Raw genomic sequence first — 25,773 nt, 5'->3', positions numbered from 1 at the left:
CCGTGCACAGGGAAACTTGTCCCTGCCCAAACGGATCCTCAGAGGCTAAGCTCGTGACCGACTGGCGTTGCCATTGGCGCGCTGCAGGACACTCGCGTTCACCTCTGGAGGGAAAGTGATTAAGGTTCTGCTCGCCCAAGACGGCCGTATGGTACGGGGGGCATTTCTCGCGCTTCTGGCGCAGGAGAACGACATCGTCGTCGTTGCCGAATTAGCGGCGGGACGCGAGTTGGTGCCGGCTGCACGCCGTTTTGAGCCGGACGTTGCGGTGATCGATATCGATACGCCGGGACATGATGACCTGTCGTCTATCCAACAAATTCATGAAGAGCTGCCGAACACGCGCACGCTCATTCTGACGAGTACGTGGCGGCCGACGATCGTGCGGCGGGCCCTCGATATCCAGGTGGGCGGATTCCTGGTCAAGGAATCCCCACCAGAGAAACTCGTCAGCACCATAAGGGAGTTGGCGGCGGGGCTGCGGGTCATCGACTTCGACCTCGCCGTTTCGGCGTGGCAGTCACCGCCGCCGCCACTCACGGAGCGTCAACTGGAGATCCTGCGGCTGGCGGCGGCCGGTGACGGCGTGCCCGAGATCGCCGCGCGGCTCCATCTGTCGCCGGGTACGGTCCGCAACTACCTGAGCTCGGTCACCACCAAGCTCAATGCGCGGACCAGGATGGATGCGGTCCGGATCGCGGCCGACGCGGGCTGGTTGTGACCTTCCCTCCTTCGGCGTCCATGCGGCCGGGGCGGGCCCGAGGTGGCTGGAACACCTACGGTGCCCACCCCGGCCCTTGCGCGTTGGCGACCGCTCCGCGGGGCCGGCGGGGCAAGGACGGCGGGCGTTCGCCGGGGCTCCGTAGGGCACTTCGCGGGCTCGCCATCGGGGCTTGGGAAGATGTTTTCTCGCCAGTCACGACGTGTACTTCGGTTGTGCTGACAGTTATTTATGCAGGTGAGACCCGGTGAATGACGCCTTCTGGATGTCATGTTCGCGCCGGACGTGACCATCACGTGATTGACGCACATGACGATGTGCGTTCTTCACGATGCGCATGGGTTTTCCATAATGTGTTGATGATGAAGACACTCCCCCGTGGAGTCTTGCTGCCCTACGGTGGTGGGAAACCAGTCGAGATGTCTGGCTGAAACAAGGGGGATCTGGCGCGACTATGCGAAGCCCGTCATGGAATCACTGCCGCGCTCCGAAAGTCACGGTCGGTTGCACAGCCGAGGGAGGCACCACCCTGTGCGACTGCTGCAAGGACGAACTGTTCACCGCCTTCGGGGAGCTGCCCGCGCTGTACTTCGCGTGTGAGGCGGCCCTCGGGGGATCCCGTACGGTCCAGGAAAGGGTGTCCGGCGGCGCCGGGCGGCGTGACCTGCCGTTCGACGACAACGCCGCCGAAGTGCGCTCCCGGGTCCGGGCGGTACTGGCCTCCTGGTCGGCCCTGGTGGTCGAGGAGCGGGGGATCGAGGCGCCCGAACGGCGTGTCGCGCCGATGGCACGCTTCTGCCAGGACCACGTGTCCTGGCTCGCCGAGCACTGGGCGGCCAGGGACGTGTTGGAGGAGTTGCGGGCCCTCACCCGGCTCGCCCGCAGGGCCACCGAGTCCGACCGGGTGCGGATCGTGCCCCTCGGCGCCTGCGTCCACCAGGACTGCTCCGGCAAGCTGAGGGCCGTGGTCAAGTCGCCGAGCGCCGACGCGAAGCCGTCGGAGATCCGGTGCAGCGCGGACGTGACCCACGCGTGGGGACCGGACGAGTGGGCCGCGCTCCGCACGGCCGCGCACGGCCGCACCGCCAGCCCGCGCGCCTGGTACACGGTCGTGGACATCAAGGCGCTGTGGAACCTGCCGAACGGCAGCATCTACCGACTCGCCAACCAGAACGAATGGCGTCGGCGAAAGGTCGCGGGACGCGTGTACTACCACGCTGGGGACGTGACCGCGGCGCTGCGGGGCTGACCTGATGCGGCGCCGGCGCCGGTGAACGTGTGGGGCGCCACCCGACGGGGTGGGCGCCCCACACGTGCGTGCGCGCCCGCACGTATATGAGCGTTCGTCACCGGCGCGACGACGAGCACATCGGACCGGGAAGCCCCGGCCAGGGGCTTCCCGAACCGCTCACGGCGCCGGCTGCGGCACCGACCCCGTCAGCCGCTGCACCGCCCCCGTCCACACGGGCCAGGGCTCGCGCGAAGCGGGCGCCAACAGCGGTACGACGGGGCTGTCGCCTGCGCGCACCGAAGGGTGACGGCGCGCCAGGGTCGCCAGCGCCCCCGCGGGGGCGGCGTCGGCCACCGTGTGCGCCGCACCGTCCAACACGGTGCACAGCGCCGGCCAGAACCGCACGGGCAGCGCCATCTGGTCGGCCCAGAAGTCGGGCCGCACCGCCTCGCCGTCCGACACCGGCCGACCGGTGCGGGTGGACACGATCGGTATCCGCGGCGGGCTCAGCACCTCGGCCGCGACCGCGGCGCGGAACCGGTCCGCGGCCCGCTGCATCGCCGGGGCGTGCCACGGCTCCAACGCCCGTACCCGGCGCGCCGTGAGTCCCTGCTCGCGCAGGGTCCGTTCGGCCGCGGTCAACGCCGGCTCCGGGCCGGCGAGCACCGTCTGCGCCGGCCCGTTGTGCGCACCCAGCGCCACGTCCGCGCACCCGCCCTCGGCCCGTACCCGCTCCAGCACCGGCTCCGGCGCCCCCGCCACGGCCAGCATGCCGCCGGCGGGGGCCTCCGCGAGCGAGGCGCAGCGCGCCGCGAGGATCCGGGCCGCCGCGGCGGGGGAGAACACCCCCGCGAGCGTCGCGGCGGCCAACTCGCCCACGCTGTGCCCGATCAGGACGGCCGGGCGCACGCCGCGGGCCGCCAGCGCCTCCCCGATGCCGTACCCGATCAGGAACAGCAGGGGCTGCGCGGTGACGCCCCGGTCGGCGGGCGCGCCGTCGACCAGGCCGAGCCACGTCTGACGCACCCCCGCCCCCCAGGGCCCCAGCGCGGGCAGGAACGCATCGGCGACCGCGGTGAACCGGGGCTCGCGCCGGTACAGCTCGACGGCCATGCCGACGTGTTGGAAGCCCTGCCCCGGCAGGAGCAGGGCGATCGGGGGCGCGGTCACCGGGCCAGCGCCCCGGGGGAGTGCGCCGCGCCCAGCGCCGCCACGGCCTGGGCCAGGCGCGGGGCGTCATTGGTGCGGTACACCTCCGAGTCCGGGGAGATCCGCTGGCACAGCTTGCTCAGCGCCTTGCCGGCGCCGACCTCGACGAACCGCCCGACGCCCGAGGCCGTCAGGGCGCGCACGGTGTCCGCCCACAGCACCCGACTGGTGAACTGACGGCGCAGGCACCGGGCGGCCTGCCGTGCGTCGAGCACCGGGGCCGCGGTCAGCGCCGAGTAGATCGGGATCACCGGGTCCCGCAGTTCGAGGCCGTCGATCGCGCGCCCGAACTCCTCCTCGATGCCCGACAGGAGGCTGCAGTGCGCCGGCCCGCCGATGTCCAGGGTGAGCACCCGCTCGGCGCCCGCGGCGTCCGCGTACTTGAGCAACTGCGCCACTCCGGCGAGTCCGCCGGACACCACGATCTGCCGGTCCTCGTTGAGGTTGGCGATCTCCACGACCTCGCCCGTGTCGGCGGCGGCACGGGCGCACAGCTCCTCCACCCCGGCGACCGGGATGCCGATCACGACGCCCAGACAGCCGGGCACGGTCCGGTTGACCGAGTCCATCAGCTCGCCGCGCAGCCGGACCAGGCGCAGCCCGTCCCGCAGGTCGAGCACCCCGGCCGCGACCATCGCGGCGAACTCGCCCAGGCTGTGCCCGGTCACCACGTCGGGAACGACGCCGTGGCCGCGCAGCACCTCATGGGCGACGACACTGGTCAGGAACACCGCCGGCTGGGTGACGGGCATGGTCCGCAGCTCCTGCGCCGGCCCCTCCCAACACAGCTGCGTCAGCGGGATCCCGAGGATCTCGTCGGCGACCCGGTAGTGGGACTCGATCAGGTCCGGCCGGTCCGCGACGAGGTCACGGCCCATCCCGACGCGCTGCGACCCCTGTCCCGGGAAGACGAAGGCGGTCGAACTCATCCCGGGCGTCACCCCCTTCTACTCCGTGGCTTTCCTTCATGGCTTCGGTCTCGTGCTGCACCGCTGTCGCCGACCCCCGCTCCGGTGCGGGCGCGGACGGCGCTCAGGTGAACCTGAGCGCCGCGATGGGACACGTGTGCACGGCGCTGAGCGCCGCCTCCCGCTGGTCCTCCGGTACGTCCCCGGCCACCAGCACGTTCGCGTGGCCGTCGTCGAGCAAGAGCAGTTCGGGCGCCTCCGCCTCGCACAGCCCGTACCCCTCGCACCGGTCGAGGTCGACGGTGATCCGCATCCCGTCGGTCTTCTCCCCGGCAGTGGTCACGTGTGCAGCGTGACCGGCAGCGAGGCGATGCCGCGGATGGTGTTGTGCAACCGCCAGGTGGGCTCGCCGACCTCGATGGAACGGACCTTCGTCGACAGCGCCTTGAGCAGGCTGTGCCCCTCAAGCCGGGACAGCGCCTGACCCACGCACCCGTGGATGCCGTGGCCGAAGCCGACGTGCTGCGCCACCGCGCGGCGGTGGATGTCGAAGGCGTCCGGCTCCGTCCAGTGGCGCTCGTCGCGGTTGGCCGAGCCGTACAGCAGCAGGACGCGCATCCCGGGCTCCAGCGACACCCCGCCGAGCTCCCGCTCGCGGGTCACCAGCCGGGTGAAGCCGCGCAGCGGCGACTCGATGCGGATGATCTCGTTGAACGCCCGCGGGATGTGCGACTCGTCCGCGCGGATCTCCTCCCACTGCTCCTGGTGCGTGCCCAGCAGCCACAGCATGCTGGAGAGCGCACTGACGGAGGTGTCCATCGACGGGGCGAGGAAGTCGCCGAGGAGCCCCGGCAGCAGATACTCCTCGATCTTGCCGTCCTTCGCGTCGGTCACCAACTGCTCGCCCCAACTGCCCGGCCGCAGATTGCCGGGCACGGACATCCGCGCCAGGAACTCCGACATCTCCTTCAGCAGCGGGAAGCCCGACATCGTCCGCTGGTTGAGCGGACCGAAGGCGTTGAAGCCGGCGGTCGCCCACTCCAACAGCCGCTCCTTGCCCTCGTCCACCGGCCAGCCGAGCAGATCGGGCACCACGGCCAGCGGGAACGCCTGCGCGAAGTCGGTGACCGCGTCGAAGGTGCCCTTCTCGATGAGCTGGTCGACGAGGGTGTTCGCCCAGCCCTCGATGTAGTCGTGGAACTCCTCCAGCGCCTTGGGCTTCAGATGGCGGGCCACCAGCCCGCGCACGTAGTCGTGGTACGGCGGGTCGCTGGTGAAGCTGGACCCCTTCTGGGCCTTGTTGAGCGTCTCCGTCAGGCCCACGCCCGACGCCGACGAGAAGGTGGTGTGGTCGTGCAGCGCGTCGTACACCTCGCGGTAGCGCGCCACCGCGTAGACCTCGTGCGCCTCCAGCCACACCACGGGTCCCAGGTCGCGAAGTCGTCGGTAGTCCTCGTACGGGGAGAGGATCGACGCGTCGGTGTACGGGTCGATGTCGCTGCGGGGGATGGTGCCGGTCGCCATGGTGCTCCGTCTCCTTGGAAGTTCTTCGGGTCAGCCGCGGGACGCGGGGGCCGACAGATGGGCATTGACCACGCCGACCAGGTCGCGCGGGGTCTCGACGTCGGCGAACGCCGTGTCCTCGAACTCCAGCCCGTACTCACGACCGATGCGGCTGCCGGTCTCCAGCAGCGCCAGGGAGTCGTACCCGAGGTCGTCGAAGCTGGCGTCGAGGATGTCGCCGTCCAACTCGGCGGTGGCGCCGGCTCCTTCCCGCAGGATGCGCTTGAGGTCGTCGATGGAGAAGCTGCTCATGTTCCGCTCCTTCGTGGCGGTCGTGCTGCGCCGGGGCGCGTCTGTCGGATCGGGCTGACGGCGGCTCTCACGCCGCCCGCACCACGACGGCGGAGTTGAAGCCGCCGTGTCCGCGGGCGAGGACGACCGCGGTGCGCACCGCGGCCTGCCGCGGCTGGCCGGTGACCAGGTCGATGCCGTACGCGGCGGCGTCGTCGACGTGCAGCGTCGGCGGGATCACCCCGTCGCGGACCGCCAGCAGCGCGGTCGCCACGTCCAGCGCGGCGGCGCCCGCGGTCAGCCGGCCCGTCATCGTCTTCGGGGCCGTCACCGGCACCCCGCCGCGGCCGAAGACCTCGTTGATCGCATCGGCCTCGATGCGGTCGAGTTCGGGCACGGCGGCGCCGTCCGCGAAGACCACGTCGACCTCGTCGGGCCGCACCTGGGCGTCTTCCAGCGCCAGCGTCAGGGCCCGGCGCAACCCCGGCTCGCGCCCGCTGCCGGGCCGCGGGTCCATCGTGGAGCCGTACCCGGCGATCAGCCCGTGGATCCGGGCGCCGCGCTCCCGCGCCGCCGCCACGTCCTCCACCACCAGGTGCGCCCCGCCCTCACCCGGCACGTGCCCGCTGGCCCGTGCGTCGAAGGGCAGGTAGGCGCGCTCCGGATCCTCCGAGGTGCTCATCCGGTCGCCCGCCATCTGCGCCACCCAGCCCCAGGGGCACAGCGAACCGTCCACCCCGCCCGAGACCACCAGTTGGGTGCCCTTGCGGATCTGGCGGCGGCTCTGGGCCAGCGCGTCCAATCCGCCGGCCTGGTCGCTGACGACGACCCCGCTGGGGCCGCGCATGCCGTGCCGGATCGAGATCTGCCCGGAGTTCACCGCGTAGAACCAGGCGTACGACTGGTACGCACTGACGTACTTCGGGCCCTCGCGCCAGAGGTTCTCCAACTCCCGCTGGCCGAACTCGAAGCCGCCCGCCGAGCTGGCGGTGATCACCCCGGCGCCGAAGTCCGGCAGGTCCTGCGGCTGCACGCCCGCGTCGTCCAGCGCCCACTGCGCCGCGATCAGCGACAGCCGGGTCATGTGGTCGGTCTGCGGGACGAGCCGGCTCGGCAGGTGCTCGGCCGGGTCCAGGTCGATCTCGCCGGCGAGCTTCGCGGGGTAGCCGGAGGCGTCGAAGCGGCGCAGCGGACCGATGCCGCTGCGCCCCGCCAAGGTGGCCTTCCAGTACTCCTCGGTGCCCTGCCCGTTGGGGGCGATGGCTCCGATGCCGGTGACAGCCACGGCCGTCATGCCGCGCTCCTCTCGGGACGGGACAGGACCATGGCGCTCTGGAAGCCGCCGAAGCCGCTGCCGACCGTGAGCACCCGGTCGGTGCGCCAGTCACGGGCGGTCAGGGGCACGTAGTCCAGGTCGAGTTCGGGGTCCTGCTGGTGCAGGTTCGCGGTGGGGGGCACCACGTTGTGCCGGATGGCGAGCGCGGACGCGGCGATCTCGATGGAGCCGATCGCACCCAGGGAGTGGCCCACCATCGACTTGATGGAGCTGACCGGCACCCGGTAGGCGTGCGCGCCCAGGCTGGCCTTGAAGGCGGCCGTCTCGTGCCGGTCGTTCTGCTTGGTGCCGGAGCCGTGGGCATTGACGTAGTCGATGTCCGTCGGCGAGAACCGGCTCTCGTCCAGCGCGGCCGTGATCGCCGCCGCCATCTCGGCGCCGTCCGGGCGCAGCCCGGTCATGTGGTACGCGTTGCTGCGCGTGGCGTACCCGGTGACCTCGGCGTACACGGTCGCACCGCGGCGCCGGGCCGACTCGTACTCCTCCAGCACGAACACCGCGGCGCCTTCGCCGAGGACGAAGCCGTTGCGGGTGCTGTCGTAGGGGCGGGAGGCGTGCTCCGGGTCGTCGTTGTGGACCGTGGTGGCCTTGATGGCGTCGAAGCAGGCGACCGTGATGGGGGAGATCGGGGCCTCCGTGGCCCCGGTGACCATCACGTCGGCGCTGCCCTCACGGATCAGCTCCACGGCGTGCCCCACGGCGTCGATGCCGGAGGTGCAGCCGGTGGACACCACCGTGGCCGGTCCCTCGGCGCCGGCCGCCCAGGCCACCTCGGTGGCGAAGGAGCTGGGCACGAGGTAGTCGTACAGGTGCGGGGTCGCGTAGGAGTGGTCGACGAGGTGCTTGGTGCCGTCGTCGCTGACGACCCGGTACTCGTCCTCCAGGCTGGTGGTGGCGCCGACGGCACTGCCGATCGTGACGCCGATGCGGTACGGGTCGACCTCGGGCAGCTCCAGACCGCTGTCGGCGACCGCCTCGGCGGCGGCGACGACGGCGAACTGCGCGGCCCGGTCCATCCGGCGGATCTCCTGGGCGCGCAGCCCGTGCTCCTCCGGGTGGAAGTCGACCTCGGCCGCGACCCGCGACCGGTAGGGGGTGGGGTCGAAGTGGGTCAGGGTCCGGGTGGCGGTGCGTCCCTCGCTGATCAGGGACCAGAAGTTCTTGGTGCCCACGCCGCCCGGCGCGAGTACACCGATACCGGTGATGACCACTCGCCGCCTCGTCATGATGTCCTCCACAGAAACGACAGGTTGGTGATCCGGAAGTCCGGAGTTCCGGGATGGCCGTTGCCCGCCCTCCGGACTCGACTGGGGCGTGTCTGACAAATAGCGTCGTCCGCCCTTGGGGCGGGGGCCGCGGCCCAGACGGGATTTGCCAGATACGCCCCTGGGGGCGGTGCGGCTGTTCATGTGCGTTCGGTGCTACCGGGCGCCCGCCGGGTCGGCGGTGCCGAACCAGTCGGTGAGCGCGGTGCGCAGCGGGGTCGTCGTGCGGTCGGTCCACACGACGTGTCCGTCCGGGCGTACGAGGACGGACGCGAAAGGCGCGCCGTCGGCTGCGGCCGTGGCGCGTACGGCGTGGACCCGGTCGGCCCAGCCGTCGGCGTCGGCCGCGGTCGACGCCGGGCCGGTCGCCAGGTCGAGCAGCAGCCCGCGGCCGTCGCGCAGCAGCGCGTGGACGCCGGTGCGTTCGCCGTTCGAGCAGGTCAGCGCCAGGTCCGGGACGCGGGATCCAATCAGCGGGGCCGGCTCGCCGGAGTCGTCGCCGCGGACGTCGTAGCGCACGTCCAGGCCGGTCACCCAGGCGGCGATCCGGTCCCGGGGGCCGGGGTCCGCCAGCACTTCGGCGAGCACCTGGCGCACCGGCGCGGTCTCCGCGCCCCCGAACATCAACGTGCCCTGCGCCTGGACGTTGTCCAGGACCCGCCGCCCGACCGGATGCCGCTCGTCGTGGTAGCTGTCGAGCAGCCCGGGCGGGGCCCAGCCCTGCACCCGGGCGGCGAGCTTCCAGCCCAGGTTGGCCGCGTCCTGGAGCCCGAGGTTCAGCGACTGGCCGCCCACCGGCATGTGCGCGTGCGCTGCGTCGCCGGCCAGCAGGACCCGTCCGCGTCGATAGGCGGCGGCCTGCACCCAGGAGTCGTCGAAGGCGTCCCGCCAGATCGGCACGGCGCCGTCGAGGTCCTCCCCGGTGACGGTGCGCCAGGCCGCGACGATCTCCCGCAGGGACGGCGGGCCCTGCCGGCGGACCGGCGGGGCGCCGGCGACCCGGACCATCACCCGGGTCACCCCGTCGGGGCGCCGGGCCGACGCGGCGAAGCCCCGCTCCAGCAGGTGGAACCGCCGGTCGGGCACCTCGATCCCGGTGAGGTCGGCGCGCAGCAACTCGCGGCGCGCCGGGCCCGCTTCGACGGGGAAGCCGACGAGCGAACGGACCGTGCTGTGTCCGCCGTCGCAGCCGACCGCGTACGCGGCCCGGACCGTGCGCGGCCCGTCCTCGGCGCGGAAGCGGGCGACGACGCCGGCGCCGTCCTCGGACAGCTCCGCCAGCTCGTGCCCGCGCAGCAGCCGGACGCCCGCAGCGAGCGCCCGCTGCGCAAGCACCGCCTCGGTGCGGAACTGGGGGACCTTCCAGTGGCCCGGATACGGGCTCGGCACGCCGGACGCGTCGAAGGTGAGACCGGCGAAGTGGCCGCGCGGCTCGGCGACGAGGTCGTCGCCGAAGTCGGCCAGCAGCCCGCGCTGGGCCAGCACCTCCATGGTGCGCGCCCCCAGTTGGGAGGCACGGGACTCGGTCATCGGCGCGCTCAGGCGGTCGGCGACCACCACGTCCACGCCCCGTTCGCCGAGGTCACCGGCGAGCAGCAGCCCGACGGGCCCGGCGCCGACGACGAGGACCGCGGCCCTGACGTCCGCCGTACCGGACCCCGTCGTCCCGCCGCCGGCCGGCGGGGTCGTCAAGACCGGCCCTCGACGTGGACCTTGGCGTGGTTGAGGGTGCTCAGGCTGTTGGTGCCCAGGGCGCGCCGTACCGCGGCGCGCGCCTCGGCGAGCCCCGCGCCCTCGCCCAGCACTTCGGCGATCTTCGCCTCGTTGATGGCGACGGTGTGCCGCGAGACCGCCAGCACCCCGTCGGCGTTCTCGGTGAAGCTCCACCGACCGGTGTGCAGCGTCATCAGCGCGGGCAGCTTGATCTGCTTGTAGTGGATGGTGCCCGCGGGCCGCTGGCACACCCGGACGGACTTCGTGGTGTGGATCGAGCCGTCGGGGGAGCGGGTGTCCATCTCCAGGAGCTGGAGCCCCTCGGTCTCCTCCTCCAGGACCACGCGCGCCACGTGCGGCAGCCGCTCCTGCCACAGCTGCGCCTGGTCGATGAAGGCGAAGACCTCCGCGGCGGTGCCGGCGATCTGCAAGCTGTCGTCGAAGGTGAACGGCTTCTGCGCGGCGTCGGGGCCGAGTTCCGCCGTGGTCTTCAGGGCGGCCAGCTCCGCGTGGCTGTTGCGGTCGACGGCCTCGGCGATCCACTTCAGGGCCGCCGGGTCGTCGTCCACGGCGCGGTAGTCGTGCAGCAGCCGCACCCGACAGCGCTCGTCGCCCTGCGGCTCGACGATCCACGTGCCGCCCATGCCGGCGACCGGCGCGCTCGACTTCTCCTGGCGGAACCGGATGACGCCCTCGTCGGGCAGCAGCCGGCGGATGGACGTCCAGCTCTTCGCCGCGCCGTTGGCGGTGGCGCAGATGCGGATGCGCTCGTGCTCGCCGTCCTGCTCCACGCGCTCCACGTGCACGCTCGGCGGGAACATCGCCGGCCAGTCCTCCACCTCGACCAGCAGTTGGTAGACGGCCTTGGCGGACGCGTCCACCGTGATCTCGTGCTCTACTTCGCGGACCTCCGGTCCGGACATGGCAACTCCGTAAGGGTTGTGGGACGGGGTGCTCACGCCGCGTTGACCAGCTCGATGAAGCCGCGCGGGGTGGTGACGGCGGTGACGGCGTCGTCCACCAACTCCACGCCGTACTCCCGGGAGACCACGGCCGCGGTCTCCAACAGGGCCAGGGAGTCGTAGCCGAGGTCGCTGAAGAAGGTGTCCAGGATGTCGCCGTCCAGGTCGACGGACTCGTCGGCGCCCGCGGCGTCGACGAGGATGCGCTTGAGTTCGGTGAGGGTGAACGTGTCGACGGTCATGGGGCGTCCTCTCGTCAGTCCTGCTGCCAGTGGTAGAAGCGCTGGGCCATCGCGTCGGCCGGCGAGCGCCAGGTGTCGGGGTCGTACGCGGTGATGTGCTGCTTGAGGTCGTCGCTGATGCCGACGAACAGCGGGTGGGAGCGGGCCTCGGAGATCCGCTCGCCGCCGTCGTCGTCCGCGAAGTCCTGGAGGTGGAAGTAGAGGCCCTGGTAGCTGAAGAGCTGTCGGCGCAGGGTGCCCATCCGCTCGGGCATGTCGGTGCGGTCGAAGGCCGCGAAGAGTTCGCTGACGTCGTCGACCGAGTTCGGACGGAGCCGGGCGACGATCAGGGTGCTGTGCATGGTGAGTCCTCGATGTCGGGTGTCCAAAGGTCCGGGCGCCCCGGTGGACACGTGTCCACCGGGCGGGCCGGGCGGGCGGGTGCGGCGGTCACGCCGCCGCGGGCAGCGGCTCGCCGCTCGGTTCGCCGAACCACCGGGTGAGGGCCGCCGTCAGGTCGCCGCCGTCGGGCGCCACCCAGGCGACGTGCCCGTCCGGGCGCACCAACAGCGCCTGCACGCCGTCCAGTTGCCGGTCCGTGCCTTCGCCGACCAGCGTCGCCGCCACGACGTCGACCCGGTCGGCCCACGGCTGCGCGACGCCCTGGAGCCCGGCGGAGCCGTCGAGGACCAGCAGCAGGCCCCGTGCGGAGTGCAGCAGCCGGCTTCCGGTGGTGGTCCCTTCGGCGGTGCGCAGGTCGCACGGCGGCAGTCGGCGGCCGAGCAGCGGGTGCGTGCCCTCGCCCGTGTCGTACTGCACGTCGAGCCCGCTGACCATGCCGGCCAGCCGCTTCAGCACCTCGTCGTCCGCCATCAGCTCGCCGAAGACCGCCCGCAGTGGGTCGACCTCGGTGCCGCTGAGGTAGAGGATGCCCTGGGCGCGGGTGTTCGTCAGCACCCGCTCGCCGACCGGGTGGCGCTCCTGGTGGTACGTGTCCACCAGCGCGTCGTCAGCCCGCCCGGTGACCACGGCGGCCAGCTTCCAGCCGAGGTTCACCGCGTCCTGCACGCCCACGCTCAGCCCCTGGCCGCCGGCGGGGAGGTGGATGTGGGCGGCGTCGCCGGCGAGCAGCACCCGGCCGCTGCGGTAGGCGGTGGCGATCCGCGAGGCGTCCGTGAAGGAGCTGACCCAGCGCGCCTCGCCATGGCCGATGTCCTCGCCGGTGAGCCGCTTCCAGGCGGAGGCGACCTCTTCGTACGACGGGGGAGCGGTGCGCTCCCCGGGGGCCGTGCCGCGCTCGCAGACGATGACCCGGTCGAGCCCGTCGCTCAGCCGCGCGGCCATGACCATGCCGCCGGCCACCCGCTCGCCGATGAACCGGGGCCTGATGTCCGCGCCGGCCACGTCGGCGAGGAACATCTCGCAGGTGGCGTCGTGGCCGGGGAAGTCGAAGCCGGCCGCCTGGCGCACGGTGCTGCGCCCGCCGTCGGCGCCCACCAGGTACGAGCAGCGCAGCACCACCGGTCCGGCGGGCCCGGTCGCCGAGACGACGACCTCGTCCTCGCCCTGGGCGATCGCGGTCACCGTGTGGCCGCGGCGGATGTCGGCGCCGAGTTCGACGGCCCACGCGGTGAGCACCGCCTCGGTCTCCGACTGCTCGACGTTGCGCACGCCGAAGTGGCCGCCGGGCAGGACGGAGTAGTCCATCGGGATGCCGCCGAAGTGGCCCTTGGCGCTGATCTCCGCGTCGGCGAAGCGGTCGAGGAGACCGCGCTGGTCGAAGACCTCGGTGGCGCGGGCGGTGAAGCCGAGGCCGCGGGACTCGGTGACGGGCTCCGCGAGCCGGTCGAGGACGATCACCTCGGCGCCGCCGAGGCGGAGTTCGCCGGCGAGCATCAGACCGGTGGGTCCGGCGCCGACCACGATCACCGGAGCGTCGAGGGACTCTCCGGTCGCGTTCGTCGTCTGGGCCTTCTGGGGCGCTTGGGGCGTGCCGCTCATGACGCCGCCTTGCGACGCACCGGCGCCAGCGCCTCGCTCCAGGCCACGACCTGGTCGAGCACGCTGCCCACCAGCTCCGCCTTCTCGGCGCTGGGGCGGAACTCGCTGCGGTCCACGAAGTCGGCGTCGAAGGTGAGGGCTACCTGCGCCCGTACCGTCGCGACCTGGAGTTCGGCCATGATCAGCCGCAGGTGCTCCACCGCGCGGACGGCGCCGACGGGCCCGTACCCGACGAAGCCCGCCGCCTTGTCGTTCCACTCGGCGAACAGGTAGTCGACGGCGTTCTTCAGCGCGCCGGGCACCGAGTGGTTGTACTCGGGGGTCACGAAGACGAACCCGTCCAGGCGCGCGACCCGCTCCGCCCAGGCCCGGGTGTGCGGGTGCTGGTACATCCCGGCCAGCGGCGGGATGGGCTCGTCCAGCAGGGGCAGCGCCAGGTCGGCGATGTCCACGAGTTCGTACTCGGCGTCGCCGCGGCGGACGGCGATGTCGTGCACCCACTCGGCGACGGCTGCGCCGTTGCGCTGGGGTCGGGTGCTGCCGAGGATGATGCCGATTCTCGTCATGGTCGCTCCGGTGTCGTGGTGGGGAGTTCGGTGCCCGGGGTCAGCGGGGCGCGGTCACGCGTCGTCATCGGCCCCGAACGGCTGCTCGATGCCGATGGCGTTGTCCGTGACGGTCACGTACCGGCGGGCCGCCAGCGGGGACTCCCGCAGGTCCTCGACGAAGGCGTGGTACTGCGCCACGTCGTCGAAGCCCACGAGGAAGAAGTCCGTGTGGCGGGTGGAGAAGCCGGACGCCCGGAAGGGACGGATGTCGAGGGTCGCAGCGTGCTTGCCGAGGATCGGGAATACGTGCTCGGCTTCGAATCGATCGCGTTCGGCCGGCTCCAGCAGGAACCATTCGGGCTCGAACCGAACCCCGAGAAATGCCGTGTACTTCATGTGCTGATCTCCTTCTGGGGCTACTGAGGGCAAGGAACGCTCGGGGCGAAAGTAAGGAAAGTGGGGCAATCTGCCCGGCCGAGGTCGGAGTTCCGCGGCGCCCATCCGCATCCGTGGTGCCCGTTCACGGGGATCGCTTTGCCGTGGAGTTGTAACGCCGTGATATATCCTGGTGGAATAACGAGCCGCAGGAATTCCGGCGTGCGATGCTGACGAGGAGCGGACGGATGAAAGAGCCCGAGACTGCGCAGATTGCGGAGCAAGGGGGTCGCATCGTGGATGAGTTGCGTTCCTGGGGGGCCAACTACACGGAATTCACCCGGCGCTTTGCCACCCAATTGGGACTGCATTCCACGGACGCCGCCGCCCTGGTGGAGATCCTCTACGCGGAGGACCAGGGCCAGCCGCTGTCGCTGGCCCGGCTGAGCGAGCGCGTCTCCCTGACCTCGGGCGCGACGACCGCCCTGGTGGACCGGTTGGAGAAGGCCGGCCACATCGTGCGGACCCGCGGCGAGCACTCCGACCGCCGGGTGGTGACGCTGCGCAGCGGGCCGGAGATCGGCAGGGCCGCCACCGAGTTCTTCACGCCCTTCGCGAACCGGATGACCACCATGATGTCGTCCTACCCGCCCGAACTCATCGGCCAGTTCGAGGAGTTCCTGAAGGACATGCGGCGCACGCTCACCGCGCTGCTGGCCGAGGAGTACCGGGAGAACCGGCCCCGCGAGCGCGGCTGACGTGGACGGCAGCGGGGTCAGAAGTTGCCGAGACCGCCGCAGACGTTGATGGCCTGCGACGTCACCGACGCGGCCGTGTCGCTGACGAGGTAGCCCACCATGCCGGCGACCTCGGTCACCGTCGAGTAGCGGCCCAGCGGGATCTTCGCCTGGAACCGCTCCAGGATGTCGTCCTCCGTGGTCTCCCACGCCCGTGCGTACCCGGCGCGCACCCGCTCCGCCATCGGCGTCTCGACGTAGCCGGGGCAGACCGCGTTGACCGTGATCCCGGTCTTCGCCAACTCGTTGCCCAGGGACTTGGTGAAGCCCACCACGCCGTGCTTGGACGCCGAGTACGGGGCGGCCAGCACCACGCCCTGCTTGCCCGCGGTGGAGGCGATGTTGACGATGCGGCCACGGCTCTTGTCCCGCATGCCGCCCACCGAGAGCACGTCCCGGGTCACGTAGAAGACGCTGTTCAGATTGGTCTCGATCACCGTGAGCCAGGCGTCGTCCGTGAGGTCCGCGGTCACCCCGCCGCCGCCGGTGCCCGCGTTGTTGACGAGCACGTCGATGCTGCCGTACCGCTCGACCGCCGCGGTCACCATGGCCCGTACGTCCGCCGCGGAGCGCACGTCGCAGGCGACGCCGTCCACGTCGTGGCCCTGCTCCCGCAGCTCCGCCACGGTCTGCTTGACCCGGTCGGCGTCCCGGGCGCAGAAGAAGACCCGGTGCCCGAGTCCGGCCAGGTGCTGGACCACGGCCAGCCCGATGCCGCTGGTCGCCCCCGTCACCAGCGCGGTCCTGCCGACGCCGTTCGTCATGGTCCGTCCCCAATCCCGCGCCGCGGCCCCGCTCGGCCCGTCGGCGCGCACGAAGAAGCGGCCCGGCCGTTGGCCGGACCGCTGTGGAGTCGCTCGCCGTGATGGCTCGCTACGAGCGTTCGATGTGTGAAGTCGTGTGGCGTGAAGTCGCCTGCTGTGGGAGGTCGTTGCTCCGACGTCGTGTGCGTCCCGTCAGGGGGACGGAGCACTCAAGCCCCGCCCGCCGGGCACAACCTTTCCAATGTGATGCATATGTTCTTCATCCCAGGTCGGCCTGTCAAGCCCCTCCCGGAGCCAACCCGTCGTAGCCGCCCTCTCAACCGCTGCTTCCGCGCACGTCGGCGGCGGTCTTGTGGACCGCGGCGACGATCGCGTCCACGTCGTCGTCGGTCATGGCGGCGCCCAGTCCGATCGTCACGGAACGGCCGAGGAACCCCTCGCTGATCCGGTGGCGCTCCGGGCGTTCCCACTCCACGCCCCACGGGGTGCGCCCCTCCCGCACCGCCCGGTGCGAGGTCACCGTCTGCCCCTGGTAGAGCGTGTACGCCGGGATGCCCTCCGCCCGTAGCCCCTCGACGAATCCACGGGCCGTCAGCCGGGAGTCCAGCAGCAGCGTCAGATCGCCGCCCGAGCCCTCCTCGTCCGGCAGCCGGCGCCAGTCGAGCGCCAGGTCGGCGGTCTGCGCGCGCACCTGACGGGCCACGTCCCGCAGCCGCTCGCACATCGGCGCCAGCCGGGGCAGCTGCACCAGCAGCACCGCCGCCGCCAGCTCCGTCATGCGCAGGTTGGTGCCGACGAACGCCGGACCGTCGCCCGCGCCGCGCACCGCGCCCTTGGACGTGCTGAACTGGCCGCCCTGGTCCTGGTAGCGCACCATCCGTTCGTACGCCTGCGGATCCCCGGTGAGGACCGCGCCGCCCTCGCCCGCGGTGATGTTCTTGTCCAGTTGGAAGCTGAGGGCGCCCGCGTCCCCGAGCCCGCCCACGGGCCGGCCCCGATAGGCGACGCCCGCGGCCTGTGCCGCGTCCTCGACGACCCGCAGTCCGCGCCGCCGCGCGATCTCCATGATCGGGTCCATGTCGGCCGCCGCGTTGTTCAGATGGACCGGCATCACGCCCCAGGTGCGCTCGGTGATCCGCTCCTCCAGCCGCTGCGGATCCAGCGTCAGGCAGTCGTCGACCTCGGCGAAGACGGGGATGCCGCGGGCGGCGACCACCGCCCCCACACTGGCCACGAAGGTCACCGCGGGGACGATCACCTCCGCTCCGGCCGGGATGCCGAGCCCGATCATCGCGGTGGTCAGCGCCGCCGTTCCGGACGATACGGCGACCGCGTGCGGCACCCCCGTCAGCTCGGTGAGACCTTGCTCGAAGGCGTCCGTGCGGTGGGTGAGGCCGGGGCCGTAGTAGCGGAACGGGGAGCGCGAGCGGATGACCTCGACGGCCGCGGCCTCCTCCTGCTCGTCCCACAGGGCGAGTCCGCGCCAGGTCTCGTACCGCATGCCGGACCCGTTCGTCACGACGCGTCCTCCGCGCCCTCGGCGCCGGCCGGGCCCTCGCCGAGCAGCGCGTCCAGATCGGCCGCCGCGTGCGCCACCACGAAGTTCTCCAGGAAGAGGTAGTCGAGCTGGCTCGGGCCGAAGAAGGCCAGCGCCTGCTGCGGGGTTTCCACGATCGGTTCTCCACGGTCGTTGAAGGAGGTGTTCAACACCACCGGTACGTCGGTGAGTTCGTCGAAGCGGGCGACCAGGTCGTAGAAGGAACCATTCGCCTCCGGGGTGAGGGTCTGCACCCGGGCGGTCCCGTCCACATGGGTGATCGCCGGCACCTCGGACCGCTTCTCCGCCCGGACCGGCGCCACGATCAGCATGTACGGCGACTCGATGTCCAACTCGAAGTAGTCGGCGGCCCGGTGCGCCAGCACCGCCGGGGCGAACGGCCGGAACCACTCGCGGTGCTTCACCTTGCTGTTGAGGACGTCCTTCATCTCCGCGCGACGGGGGTCAGCCAGGATGCTGCGGTGGCCCAGCGCCCGCGGCCCGAACTCGCTGCCGCCGGTGAACCAGCCGATCAGCGCCCCGCCCGGCAGCACCTCGGCGGCCAGCCGCGCCGCGTTCGCCACCCGTCGGTACGGCAGCCCGGAGGCGTCCAGTGCGGCCTGGATCTCCTCGGTGTCGTACGACCGGCCGAGGTAGGTGTGCCGCTGATGACCCGGCGCGGTGCGCGGGGCCTTCGGCGCGCGCGGGCGCGGATGTCCGCCGAGGACGTGGTAGCCGTAGTACGCACAGCCGACGGCGCAGCCGTTGTCGCCCGCGGCGGGCTGCGCGAACACATCCGTGAACGGCGTCTGCCGCAGCAGCTTCCCGTTCGCCACCGAGTTGAGCACCACGCCGCCGGCCAGACAGAGCCGGGACAGTCCGGTCTCCCGGTGCAGCCAGCGCGCGGCGTGCAGCACCGCGGTCTCCAGCAGGTCCTGCGCGGCCCACGCGAGGTCGGCGCCGCGGGCGAAGCGCTCCTCGCCCTCCAGTCCGGTCAGGGCGCCCTCGACGAAGGACAACAGCCCGCCGTCCTTCAGGTGCAGCGAGAACCGCCCCTCGGGCAGCAGGTCGAGATGGCGGTGGAACTCGGCGCGGTAGCGGTCGCTCCCGTACGGCGCGAGCCCCATCGTCTTGCCGTCCTCCGTCAGGTACCAGCTGCCCTCCTCGTAGAGGGTGAACCCGACGGCCCGGCTGACGGCCTTGTACATGAAGCCCAGCGAGTGGTCGCTGTCCCCGGCCTGGTACACCCGGTCCGCGCGCAGGCCGTCGGTGCTCCAGTTCGTCCCGTACACCTTGGACAGCTCGGTGATCTCCGTGCCGCTGCCCACCCCCAGCGTCATGGTCTCGATGCCCTGTCCCTCGAACAGGCTGCCCGCCCCGTCGACCACGAGGACCGCGGCCTCCGGAAAGGGCGAGGGGTGGAAGGCGCTCGCGGCATGTGCCAGGTGGTGCCGGATCAGGGTCGTACGGCTACGGAAGGGGAAGTAGCAACTCGGCAGCAGGGTGTCGTCCGCCACCACCACGTCCACGTCCGCGAGCCGCGCGCCGTGAGCCTGGAGGCAATACCGCCAGCACTGGTTGGCCAGCGAGTTCACATTCACTGAGTACTTGCGGCGGGTCAGCCGCTCTTCCTCGATGCCGACGGCTATCTCGCCGTTATCGACCAGGCACGCGGAAAAATCATGATTGGAACCGCCGAGACCCATGGCGAGCATGCAGCGTCCTCACTCCCCGTTCAGACATGCCGATTTGGTGAGTTTGGTGAGTTCAGCACGTCACGTTACCGTGCGTCCACGGACGGGTCCACAGGGCAATCCAAGCCATCGACCCCGGTGATCATGGCTCTCGGCGAACGGGGCTCAAAAACAGGGCCACCCGCCATTGCCTTGTACGGAGGGAAATCCTAGACTCTCCCACTCAACGGCAGAGTCATGCGCAAAAACGACCTGGGTGCGGTGATGCGGGCGTGACGCTGAAGGATCAATTACGCGATGCGGTGTTCGCCGATCGAGACGGACAGGAACGTCTCAAACTCCTCATGAACGACATGGTAATCGAGGAGCAGTTGTGCCAGATGAGGTGTTCCTACTGCCTCACCGAAGACTTCAACCTCCTCATGAACGTGCCGGACGCCCGGCTGAGACTGACCACGGACCGCCGCGCTGACTGGCACGAGATCCTCGACGCCTACCACCGCAACGTGGACAGCCCGATCATGCGGCTCTCCGGCGGCGAGTTCTTCTGGCTGAAGGGCTCCACCGAGTTCGTCGCCGAGTGCAGCGACCGCTACGAAGTCGTCCAGGTCATCACCAACGGCGTCTTCCTGACCCCGCCCCGGCTGGAGGCCCTGGCCGGCCTCGGCAACGTCCAGCTCTGCCTGTCGCTGGACGGCCACACCCTGGAGATGAACAGCCACCGGTTGCCGCCGAAGCAGCACCGGCTCTTCGACGTCATCATGAAACACCTCGACCACGCGGTCGAGTTGGGCATTCCCATCGAGATCCAGGCCGTCCTCACCGATGCGAACGTCACCGCGCAGGCGGACTTCGCCCAGTTCCTGCTGGAGCGCTACGGGCAGGGCGTCATGCTCTACTTCTTCCCGGTCCGCGGCGAGACCCGGGCCTCCCACGCACCACCGCTCGGCGATCACTTCGCCCCCCTGGTGGAGCGCTACGACGAACTGGAACCGGTGCTGCCGCCGCGCGCCTTCGTCGAGCACATCGGGAACCAGCTGAAGACCGGCGTGCGCACGCTGCGCTGCTACGCCACGGCCACGATGGTGCAACTCTTCGGCCAGGGCGACGTCTCCTGCTGCCCCTACGCATGGCTCAAGCCGATGGGCAACATCAAGGAGGAGCCCCAGCTGATCCACGAGCAGTTCGGCAAGCACCAGCATTACGAGATGTTCATGCAGTCCCGGCCCCGCTTCCCGTTCTGCAAGAGCTGCACCGGACCCATCGACGTGGTCAACCTCTATCTGTTCGGCATCATCTCCGAAACGGAGATCGCCCGCTGCGCGCCCTACGCCGGACCCCGCGCCCTGGCGCGACTGCGCGAGTTGAAGGCGACGTTCGAGCCGGCCTACTCATCCGCGTGAGCGCGGCGCGAACGGCACCCCCGCGGTGCGGCGGACCTCGACACCTCGAATCCATCGTGTGCACGGCGTCAAGGAGACCCGATTGATTTCCGCTGACGGCATTTCCCCCTCCGACGAGACGAGTTCGGCACTGCGCCGGCTGCGGGCCCTGCCGCAGCACGACCTGCTCACCTTGGCCGGGGACTGGTTCGGCGAGCTCGCACCCTGGCGCAGCGCCGAGACCCTGGGAGCGATCGCCGGGCTGCCCGCCGAGCGGGTCCTCGCCTCACTGCTCGTCTTCGGCGAGCAGGTGACGGAGACCGAAGCGCGCGAGGACGTGCCGGGGCCGCTGATCGACCTGCTGCTGGACACCGGGGTGCTCACCGAGTCGGCCGGGAAGCTCACCGCGGAGTACTGCCTGGTCCGCGGGGACGGCCTGGCGCTGTTCGCCGCGTGGCGGGCCGCCGGGCGGGACGTCGGGTCGTACGCGCCGTGGATCGGCACCGACTCGATCACCCTCGCCCGGCTCGTCGGCGCCCGCCGGGGGGTGGGGAGCTGCCTGGACCTCGGCTGCGGCACCGGCGTCCTCGGACTCGCCGCGGCACGCAACGGCGCGAACGTCCGGTCGGTCGACGTCAATCCGGAGTGCACCGCGGCCACCACCCTCAACGCCCACGTCAACGGGGTCGCGGACCGGGTGACCGCCACGGCCGGGGACATCCTGTCGCTCTCGCTCGACGAGCGGTTCGACCTGGTGGTGTCCAATCCGCCGTGCCTTCCGCTGCGCCGCGGCGCGCTCGGCTGGCTGGCCGGGGAGGCGGGGCTGGACGGGCTGGACTTCTTCTGGGAGCTGCTCAGCCGGGCCCCCGGCCTGCTCACCGACGACGGGGAGGCGCTGCTCCAGGCCGCCGCGTACGGGGACGAGCGGGGCCCCTTCTTCATCTCCCGGCTGGAGGAGGAGGTGCGGCGGCTCGGCGTCCTCGGACGGCTGCTGGTCCGCCCCGCGACCCCGCCGCGCTGGCCGGCCTTCGCGCCGCGGGACGAGAACCAGCAACTGACGGGCCCGCTGGGCGACGAGGTGCGGGAGTACGTGGCGCGCGTCGGCGCCACGCACTACTACGGCTTCGTGCTCAGCCTGCGCCCCGGTGACCCCGGACTGGCGGTGGGCCGGTTCCGGTGACGACGGGGGCGACGGGCCGGGCGGGGCGGCCCGGTGAGCGGGGCGGGCGTCAGACGGGGGCCGCGATCCACTGCGGTCCCAGCGTCGCCAACTCCAGGGACGCCACCGCGTCCGTCGCCTCCTTCAGCGGCAGATGGGTGGTGTCGACCAGCCGGATCCCCGGCACGTCGGGCACCTCCGCGTCGAGGTAGCGCTCGGCGAGCCGCCCCTCGATGAAGTGCTCGCCGCCCGGATCGCCCGTGATCCGGGCGGCCAGGGCCTCCGGCCCGGCCCGCAGGCCGTAGTAGACGGAGTCCATGCCCAGGTCGTCGAAGACGGTGCGGAAGCGGTCGTACACCCGGCCCGCCAGCACGACCCCGCTGATCACCACCACGCGGGCGCCCCAGTCGCGGTACACCGGCAGCGCGGCCCGCACGGTCGACGCCGTCAGCTCGTACAGCGCGGGCTCGCCGGCCCACGGGTAGACCACCGGGTCGCAGTCCAGGGCCGCGGTCGGTACGACGTAGCGCGCGGCGAGCTGTTGGCTCAACCGGGTCTTGCCCACGCCCGGGGCGCCCGTGATGACCACCACCCTCATCGGACCACGCTCCCCTCGACGGTGCCCACCAGGCGGAAGCCGAGGTGCGGGACCTTGAGGAGCTTGGCGCCCGACTCGATGTCCAGCAGCTTCTGCTTGAGCACGGAGGTGACCCGGTTGACGTCCTCACCCAGGGTCGCCCGGGTGAGGTCCTCCCGGGACACGATCTGGCCGGGGCGGTCGGAGAGCAGGCGCAGCAGCCCCGCCTCGGCGTCGGTGACCGGCACCGACTTCACCGCCGAGCGCAGGGAGCCTCTTCCGTCGAGGGTGAGCACCTGGGTGTTCTCCGGCGGAGTGACGGTGCGCAGGTAGTTCAGGGTCTCCACCAGCCGGGGCCGGCGCAGTGGGCTGGCCAGGGTGAAGCCGTAGCCGTTGGAGACCGCGGCGAGCACGTCCGTCGCGGATATGCGGTCCAGGACGGCGACGGCGTACCCGCCGAGTTCTTTCAGATCGGCCAAGGACGGCTCGTCCGGGCCGGTGGCGGCGACCCGGTGGAAGGCCACCAACAGCGAGTCGGGTGCTTCGGCGCGGCGCTCGTCGGGAGCGGACTCCCGCAGGGTGATCCCCAACTCCGCGCACGCTTCCGCCAGGACCGCGAGGTCCGGGGGAGTCAGGGACTGGGCCAGGACGTACATGGAAACCCCTTCGCATCACAGCGGATTGCCGTGGCGGTCGTCGGCACGGGCGGCTCGACGGGATCGCCGGAACGTGAAATGAGGTCGGATGCTCGGTCGCCTGGTCCGTGCGGCGGAGGGGCGACGACCGTGTGCGCCGATCGGTCCTCGAAGGGCGACGCCGTCACAGGGGGCGGGACGGGCGGCATCGTGCATCGGGCGTCTTCCGTCATGCAACTCCGAGCAGAGCAGGGCGAAAAAGGCGCAGTGCAATACCTCGGCAGTGTAGCCAGCGGCCCGCCGTCGCTTCGGAGCGATTGTCGGGATAGGCAAGAAAAGGCAGGCCGGGTGGCCGAAACACACCCTTTGGGGCGGAGGGTCGTCGGTGCGATTCACTGATCGGATCGACCCCTGTTTCCGAGGGTGCAGTTCTGGCCAATCATCCACCGTGCGACGAGTTCGGATGTTTGATCAAGGAATACTTGCCTGGAGAGATCGAAATCCCTGCCTCGCATGGATGAATTCGCACGTGGGGAACCCTGCGGTAGTGGTGGAACGATCATGCTTCCGATGCTTCCGACGGCCCGTCAGATGATGTTCCCTGTGGGTCAACACCGGTGAATCGGCCATGGTTTCGGGCCTCTTGTGTCGGGCTCATTGCTTCGTAAACGTGCTGCTGTAGCCTCAGAGGGCGACTTGCCTGCGGAAACGATCAGGGGGAGCGAGCCAGACGTATGAAGACTCGTGTGCTACTGGTGCAGCAGGGAGTCTGGGGAAATTCCGCATCGTCCATGCCGCTGGCCGTCGGCTATCTGAAGTCCTACGCGGAAACGGACGCCCGCGTCCGCGAGGCCATGGACATCGCCATCCGGAACTATCCCGGCGACGCGGCGATGAACGCGATGGCGCGCGACCTCCTGCGGGACGACTGCCCCGACATCCTTTGCTTCTCCGTACTCGGCTGGAACTACCGCCCCTTCGGGGCCCTCGCGGAGACCTTCAAGCAGATCAATCCGCGCGGTTGGGTGATCTTCGGCGGCAACCACGTGGCGCACCAGGGAGAGCGGGTCTTCCGGGAGTTCCCGAACGTGGACGTGGTGGTCAACGGGGAAGGGGAGCTGGTCTTCCGGGATTTGATGACCGGCTATCTGGACGGAGTCGACCGCCGTGAGCTGCACGACATCGGCGGCATCTCCTTCATCGAGCGGGGTGGCAAACGGATCACCACCCCCGAGCGCGAACGCATCGAGGACCTGGAGATCCTGCCGTCCCCCATTCTGACCGGGGCGGTGCCCCTGCTGGACGCCCAGGGTCGATTCGCCTACGACTACGCGCTGATGGAGACCAATCGCGGCTGCCCCTACAAGTGTTCCTTCTGTTACTGGGGAGGCGCGACCGGACAGAAGATGCGGGCGTTCTCGCGCGAACGGCTGCGTGAGGAGTTGGAGTGCCTGGGGCGGGCGGGCGCCGAGGTCGTCATGCTCGCCGACTCGAACTTCGGGCTCATGCGCCAGGACGAGGAGTTCGTCGACGACCTGCTCCGGGTCCGCAGTCGCTACGGGTACCCGAAGCGCATCGAGACCTCCTGGGCGAAGAACAAGTCAGCCGGTTTCTACCGCATCATGGACAAGATGAAGCAGTCCGGGATGCACAGCGCCTTCATCCTGGCCCTCCAGACCATGGACGAGAACGTGCTCGACCTGATGCAGCGGCGCAACATGAAGCTGAACGAATGGGAAAACCTCGTCGCCTGGCTGATCGACCACGACATCAACCCCTATCTGGAGCTGATCTGGGGAGCGCCGGGCGAGACGGTCGAGTCCTTCCTGCGGGGCTACGACCGGGCCGCCAAACACACCCCGTTCATCGCCGTGCACCCCCTCATGCTCCTGCCCAACACCGAGTACCACGAGAAGCGGGACGAGTTCGGTCTGGTCACCGTCCGTGGCGAGGAGGACGACTTCGAGTACGTCCTGGCCCACCACACCATGACGCTCCAGGACAACGAGCTGATGCTCCGCTTCATCTGCTGGAACCGCGTCCTGGCCCGGAGCCTGTGGCTGAACAACGTCTGGATCGCGCTGCGCGAACTCGCCGGCGTCTCCCAGTCCAGCGTCATCCTCGCCTTCTCCGACTGGATCGAGACCTCCCGGGACCCCGAGGCCCGCGAGATGCACGCCCTGGCGAGACCGACGAGCTCCGCCAGCGAGATGACCGACCCCCGCGTCTGGCAACTGCTCACCACCCGGCTGCTGCGGCGCTGGTGGGAGGAGGCCATGCGCCCCCGGGTGCCCGAGGAGCTCCGGCCGCTCGTGGACGAGGTCTTCCGCTACGACTTGATGTGCCACCCCGTCCGCTCCGAGGACACCGGGCCGGACGTCGACGGCCCGCTCCCGGTGGTGGAGCGGGGCGGGGAGGAGTGGTACCTGCGCTCCGACGTGGACTTCGCCTACCCCGTGCCCCACCTGATCGCCGCCCTGAGACGGGGCGAGGAGGTGAGCACGGAGCCCGAGACCCACACCACGGCCTTCTACTACCGCACCGGCTTCGGCGGCGACCTCCAGCACTACTTCCGGATGGACCGGTTCCGCGGGATGACGGAGCAGCAGCTCGCCGAGCAGAGCACAAGCGTGTGACCTGGGAAGGAAGGGACGACACGATGGATCGAGACGGCCTGATCCGCGAACTGCACGAGCTCGCGGCCCAGATGACGAAGGCGGAGCGGCTGCACGCCGCGCCGGTCGACGCATCGGGGGACGCCAGCCTCGTTGACCAGTACGGGTTCAGCTCCCTCGACGCTCTGGAGTACCTGCTGATCCTGGAGGAGAAGTTCGACGTCGTCTTCGAGGACGAGGAGCTGACGGAGGAGACCCTCTTCTCCATCCAGGGCCTCGCCACGTACATCCTCGATCAGAAGGCCGGCCAGAGCCCGTCCATCCCATGA

At 70.8% G+C, this 25,773-nt stretch carries 26 protein-coding genes; 7 read left to right on the top strand and 19 right to left on the bottom strand.

Going from position 1 to position 25,773, the window contains the following annotated elements:
- Positions 1-115: 115 nt before the first annotated feature.
- Both AB0E05_RS28520 and AB0E05_RS28515 read left to right on the top strand, forming a co-directional pair.
- On the top strand, positions 116-721 hold the full coding sequence (locus AB0E05_RS28520) for a response regulator transcription factor (RefSeq protein ID WP_361968594.1): 606 nt from the start codon (positions 116-118) through the stop codon (positions 719-721).
- Positions 722-1,358: 637 nt separating this feature from the next.
- Entirely contained in the window at positions 1,359-1,970 is a 612-nt protein-coding gene (locus tag AB0E05_RS28515; protein ID WP_361968592.1) for a hypothetical protein, read from the top strand.
- A gap of 159 nt (positions 1,971-2,129) precedes the next feature.
- Here the strand turns inward: AB0E05_RS28515 and AB0E05_RS28510 are convergent, their stop codons facing one another.
- From AB0E05_RS28510 to AB0E05_RS28445, 14 genes are all read right to left on the bottom strand, one after another.
- Positions 2,130-3,122 carry an acyltransferase domain-containing protein gene (locus AB0E05_RS28510; RefSeq protein WP_361968590.1) on the bottom strand — a complete coding sequence of 331 codons (993 nt, stop codon included), beginning with the start codon at positions 3,120-3,122 and terminating at the stop codon, positions 2,130-2,132.
- Positions 3,119-4,090: an ACP S-malonyltransferase gene (locus AB0E05_RS28505; RefSeq protein ID WP_361968588.1), complete on the bottom strand. Its 972-nt coding sequence runs from the start codon at positions 4,088-4,090 to the stop codon at positions 3,119-3,121. Before AB0E05_RS28505 ends, AB0E05_RS28510 begins: the two co-directional genes overlap by 4 nt.
- A 103-nt stretch (positions 4,091-4,193) precedes the next feature.
- Positions 4,194-4,412 (bottom strand): ferredoxin, encoded by a 219-nt coding sequence (locus tag AB0E05_RS28500; protein ID WP_361968586.1) that lies wholly within the window; start codon positions 4,410-4,412, stop codon positions 4,194-4,196.
- Complete coding sequence (locus AB0E05_RS28495; protein ID WP_361539909.1) at positions 4,409-5,593, bottom strand: cytochrome P450; 1,185 nt, start codon at positions 5,591-5,593, stop codon at positions 4,409-4,411. Before AB0E05_RS28495 ends, AB0E05_RS28500 begins: the two co-directional genes overlap by 4 nt.
- 30 nt (positions 5,594-5,623) lie before the next feature.
- Entirely contained in the window at positions 5,624-5,884 is a 261-nt protein-coding gene (locus tag AB0E05_RS28490; protein ID WP_361968584.1) for an acyl carrier protein, read from the bottom strand.
- A gap of 67 nt (positions 5,885-5,951) precedes the next feature.
- Positions 5,952-7,157, bottom strand: coding sequence for a ketosynthase chain-length factor (locus AB0E05_RS28485; protein WP_361968583.1), 1,206 nt, complete (start codon positions 7,155-7,157; stop codon positions 5,952-5,954).
- The gene (locus tag AB0E05_RS28480; RefSeq protein WP_361968582.1) at positions 7,154-8,425 is read right to left on the bottom strand and encodes a beta-ketoacyl-[acyl-carrier-protein] synthase family protein; all 1,272 of its coding nucleotides are present in this window, start codon (positions 8,423-8,425) and stop codon (positions 7,154-7,156) included. The genes AB0E05_RS28485 and AB0E05_RS28480 overlap by 4 nt, the downstream gene beginning before the upstream one ends.
- Before the next feature lie 195 nt (positions 8,426-8,620).
- Entirely contained in the window at positions 8,621-10,156 is a 1,536-nt protein-coding gene (locus AB0E05_RS28475) for an FAD-dependent monooxygenase (protein WP_361968580.1), read from the bottom strand.
- On the bottom strand, positions 10,153-11,100 hold the full coding sequence (locus AB0E05_RS28470; protein WP_361968578.1) for an aromatase/cyclase: 948 nt from the start codon (positions 11,098-11,100) through the stop codon (positions 10,153-10,155). The genes AB0E05_RS28475 and AB0E05_RS28470 overlap by 4 nt, the downstream gene beginning before the upstream one ends.
- A gap of 32 nt (positions 11,101-11,132) precedes the next feature.
- A complete protein-coding gene (locus AB0E05_RS28465; protein WP_361968576.1) occupies positions 11,133-11,381 on the bottom strand; it encodes an acyl carrier protein in 249 nt (82 codons plus the stop codon).
- Positions 11,382-11,395: 14 nt separating this feature from the next.
- Positions 11,396-11,722: a TcmI family type II polyketide cyclase gene (locus tag AB0E05_RS28460; protein WP_361968574.1), complete on the bottom strand. Its 327-nt coding sequence runs from the start codon at positions 11,720-11,722 to the stop codon at positions 11,396-11,398.
- An 88-nt stretch (positions 11,723-11,810) separates the two neighbouring features.
- On the bottom strand, positions 11,811-13,361 hold the full coding sequence (locus AB0E05_RS28455; RefSeq protein WP_361968572.1) for an FAD-dependent monooxygenase: 1,551 nt from the start codon (positions 13,359-13,361) through the stop codon (positions 11,811-11,813).
- A complete protein-coding gene (locus tag AB0E05_RS28450) occupies positions 13,358-13,927 on the bottom strand; it encodes an NAD(P)H-dependent oxidoreductase (protein WP_361968570.1) in 570 nt (189 codons plus the stop codon). The genes AB0E05_RS28455 and AB0E05_RS28450 overlap by 4 nt, the downstream gene beginning before the upstream one ends.
- Positions 13,928-13,981: 54 nt before the next feature.
- Positions 13,982-14,305: a darcynin family protein gene (locus AB0E05_RS28445; protein ID WP_361968568.1), complete on the bottom strand. Its 324-nt coding sequence runs from the start codon at positions 14,303-14,305 to the stop codon at positions 13,982-13,984.
- Between the two features lie 227 nt (positions 14,306-14,532).
- On the opposite strand from AB0E05_RS28445, the gene AB0E05_RS28440 reads away from it, so the two are divergent.
- Complete coding sequence (locus tag AB0E05_RS28440; RefSeq protein ID WP_361968566.1) at positions 14,533-15,042, top strand: MarR family winged helix-turn-helix transcriptional regulator; 510 nt, start codon at positions 14,533-14,535, stop codon at positions 15,040-15,042.
- Positions 15,043-15,059: 17 nt separating this feature from the next.
- On the opposite strand, the gene AB0E05_RS28435 is transcribed toward AB0E05_RS28440, so the two are convergent.
- The 3 genes from AB0E05_RS28435 to AB0E05_RS28425 form a co-directional block, all read right to left on the bottom strand.
- Positions 15,060-15,845 (bottom strand): SDR family NAD(P)-dependent oxidoreductase, encoded by a 786-nt coding sequence (locus AB0E05_RS28435; RefSeq protein WP_361968564.1) that lies wholly within the window; start codon positions 15,843-15,845, stop codon positions 15,060-15,062.
- Between the two features lie 316 nt (positions 15,846-16,161).
- Positions 16,162-17,364 (bottom strand): DegT/DnrJ/EryC1/StrS family aminotransferase, encoded by a 1,203-nt coding sequence (locus AB0E05_RS28430; protein WP_361968562.1) that lies wholly within the window; start codon positions 17,362-17,364, stop codon positions 16,162-16,164.
- A complete protein-coding gene (locus AB0E05_RS28425; protein ID WP_361968560.1) occupies positions 17,361-19,097 on the bottom strand; it encodes a carbamoyltransferase C-terminal domain-containing protein in 1,737 nt (578 codons plus the stop codon). The genes AB0E05_RS28430 and AB0E05_RS28425 overlap by 4 nt, the downstream gene beginning before the upstream one ends.
- Positions 19,098-19,420: 323 nt before the next feature.
- Between AB0E05_RS28425 and AB0E05_RS28420 the strand changes: the two genes are divergently transcribed.
- Both AB0E05_RS28420 and AB0E05_RS28415 read left to right on the top strand, forming a co-directional pair.
- Positions 19,421-20,479, top strand: a complete 1,059-nt coding sequence (locus AB0E05_RS28420; protein ID WP_361968558.1) for a radical SAM protein — start codon at positions 19,421-19,423, stop codon at positions 20,477-20,479.
- Between the two features lie 82 nt (positions 20,480-20,561).
- Entirely contained in the window at positions 20,562-21,638 is a 1,077-nt protein-coding gene (locus tag AB0E05_RS28415; RefSeq protein WP_361968556.1) for a methyltransferase, read from the top strand.
- Positions 21,639-21,687: 49 nt separating this feature from the next.
- Here the strand turns inward: AB0E05_RS28415 and AB0E05_RS28410 are convergent, their stop codons facing one another.
- Together AB0E05_RS28410 and AB0E05_RS28405 are read right to left on the bottom strand one after the other, a co-directional pair.
- Entirely contained in the window at positions 21,688-22,215 is a 528-nt protein-coding gene (locus AB0E05_RS28410) for a hypothetical protein (RefSeq protein WP_361968554.1), read from the bottom strand.
- Positions 22,212-22,850: a hypothetical protein gene (locus AB0E05_RS28405; protein ID WP_361968552.1), complete on the bottom strand. Its 639-nt coding sequence runs from the start codon at positions 22,848-22,850 to the stop codon at positions 22,212-22,214. The genes AB0E05_RS28410 and AB0E05_RS28405 overlap by 4 nt, the downstream gene beginning before the upstream one ends.
- 713 nt (positions 22,851-23,563) lie before the next feature.
- On the opposite strand from AB0E05_RS28405, the gene AB0E05_RS28400 reads away from it, so the two are divergent.
- The gene (locus tag AB0E05_RS28400; protein ID WP_361968550.1) at positions 23,564-25,465 is read left to right on the top strand and encodes a KedN5 family methylcobalamin-dependent radical SAM C-methyltransferase; all 1,902 of its coding nucleotides are present in this window, start codon (positions 23,564-23,566) and stop codon (positions 25,463-25,465) included.
- A 23-nt stretch (positions 25,466-25,488) separates the two neighbouring features.
- Positions 25,489-25,773, top strand: coding sequence for a phosphopantetheine-binding protein (locus AB0E05_RS28395; RefSeq protein ID WP_361968548.1), 285 nt, complete (start codon positions 25,489-25,491; stop codon positions 25,771-25,773).

Source organism: Streptomyces sp. NPDC048057 (genome assembly GCF_040653095.1).
In the GTDB taxonomy this organism is placed as follows: domain Bacteria; phylum Actinomycetota; class Actinomycetes; order Streptomycetales; family Streptomycetaceae; genus Streptomyces.
The sequence above is the reverse complement of the archived record's forward strand: the minus strand, read 5'-3'. Positions and strand labels throughout refer to the sequence as shown.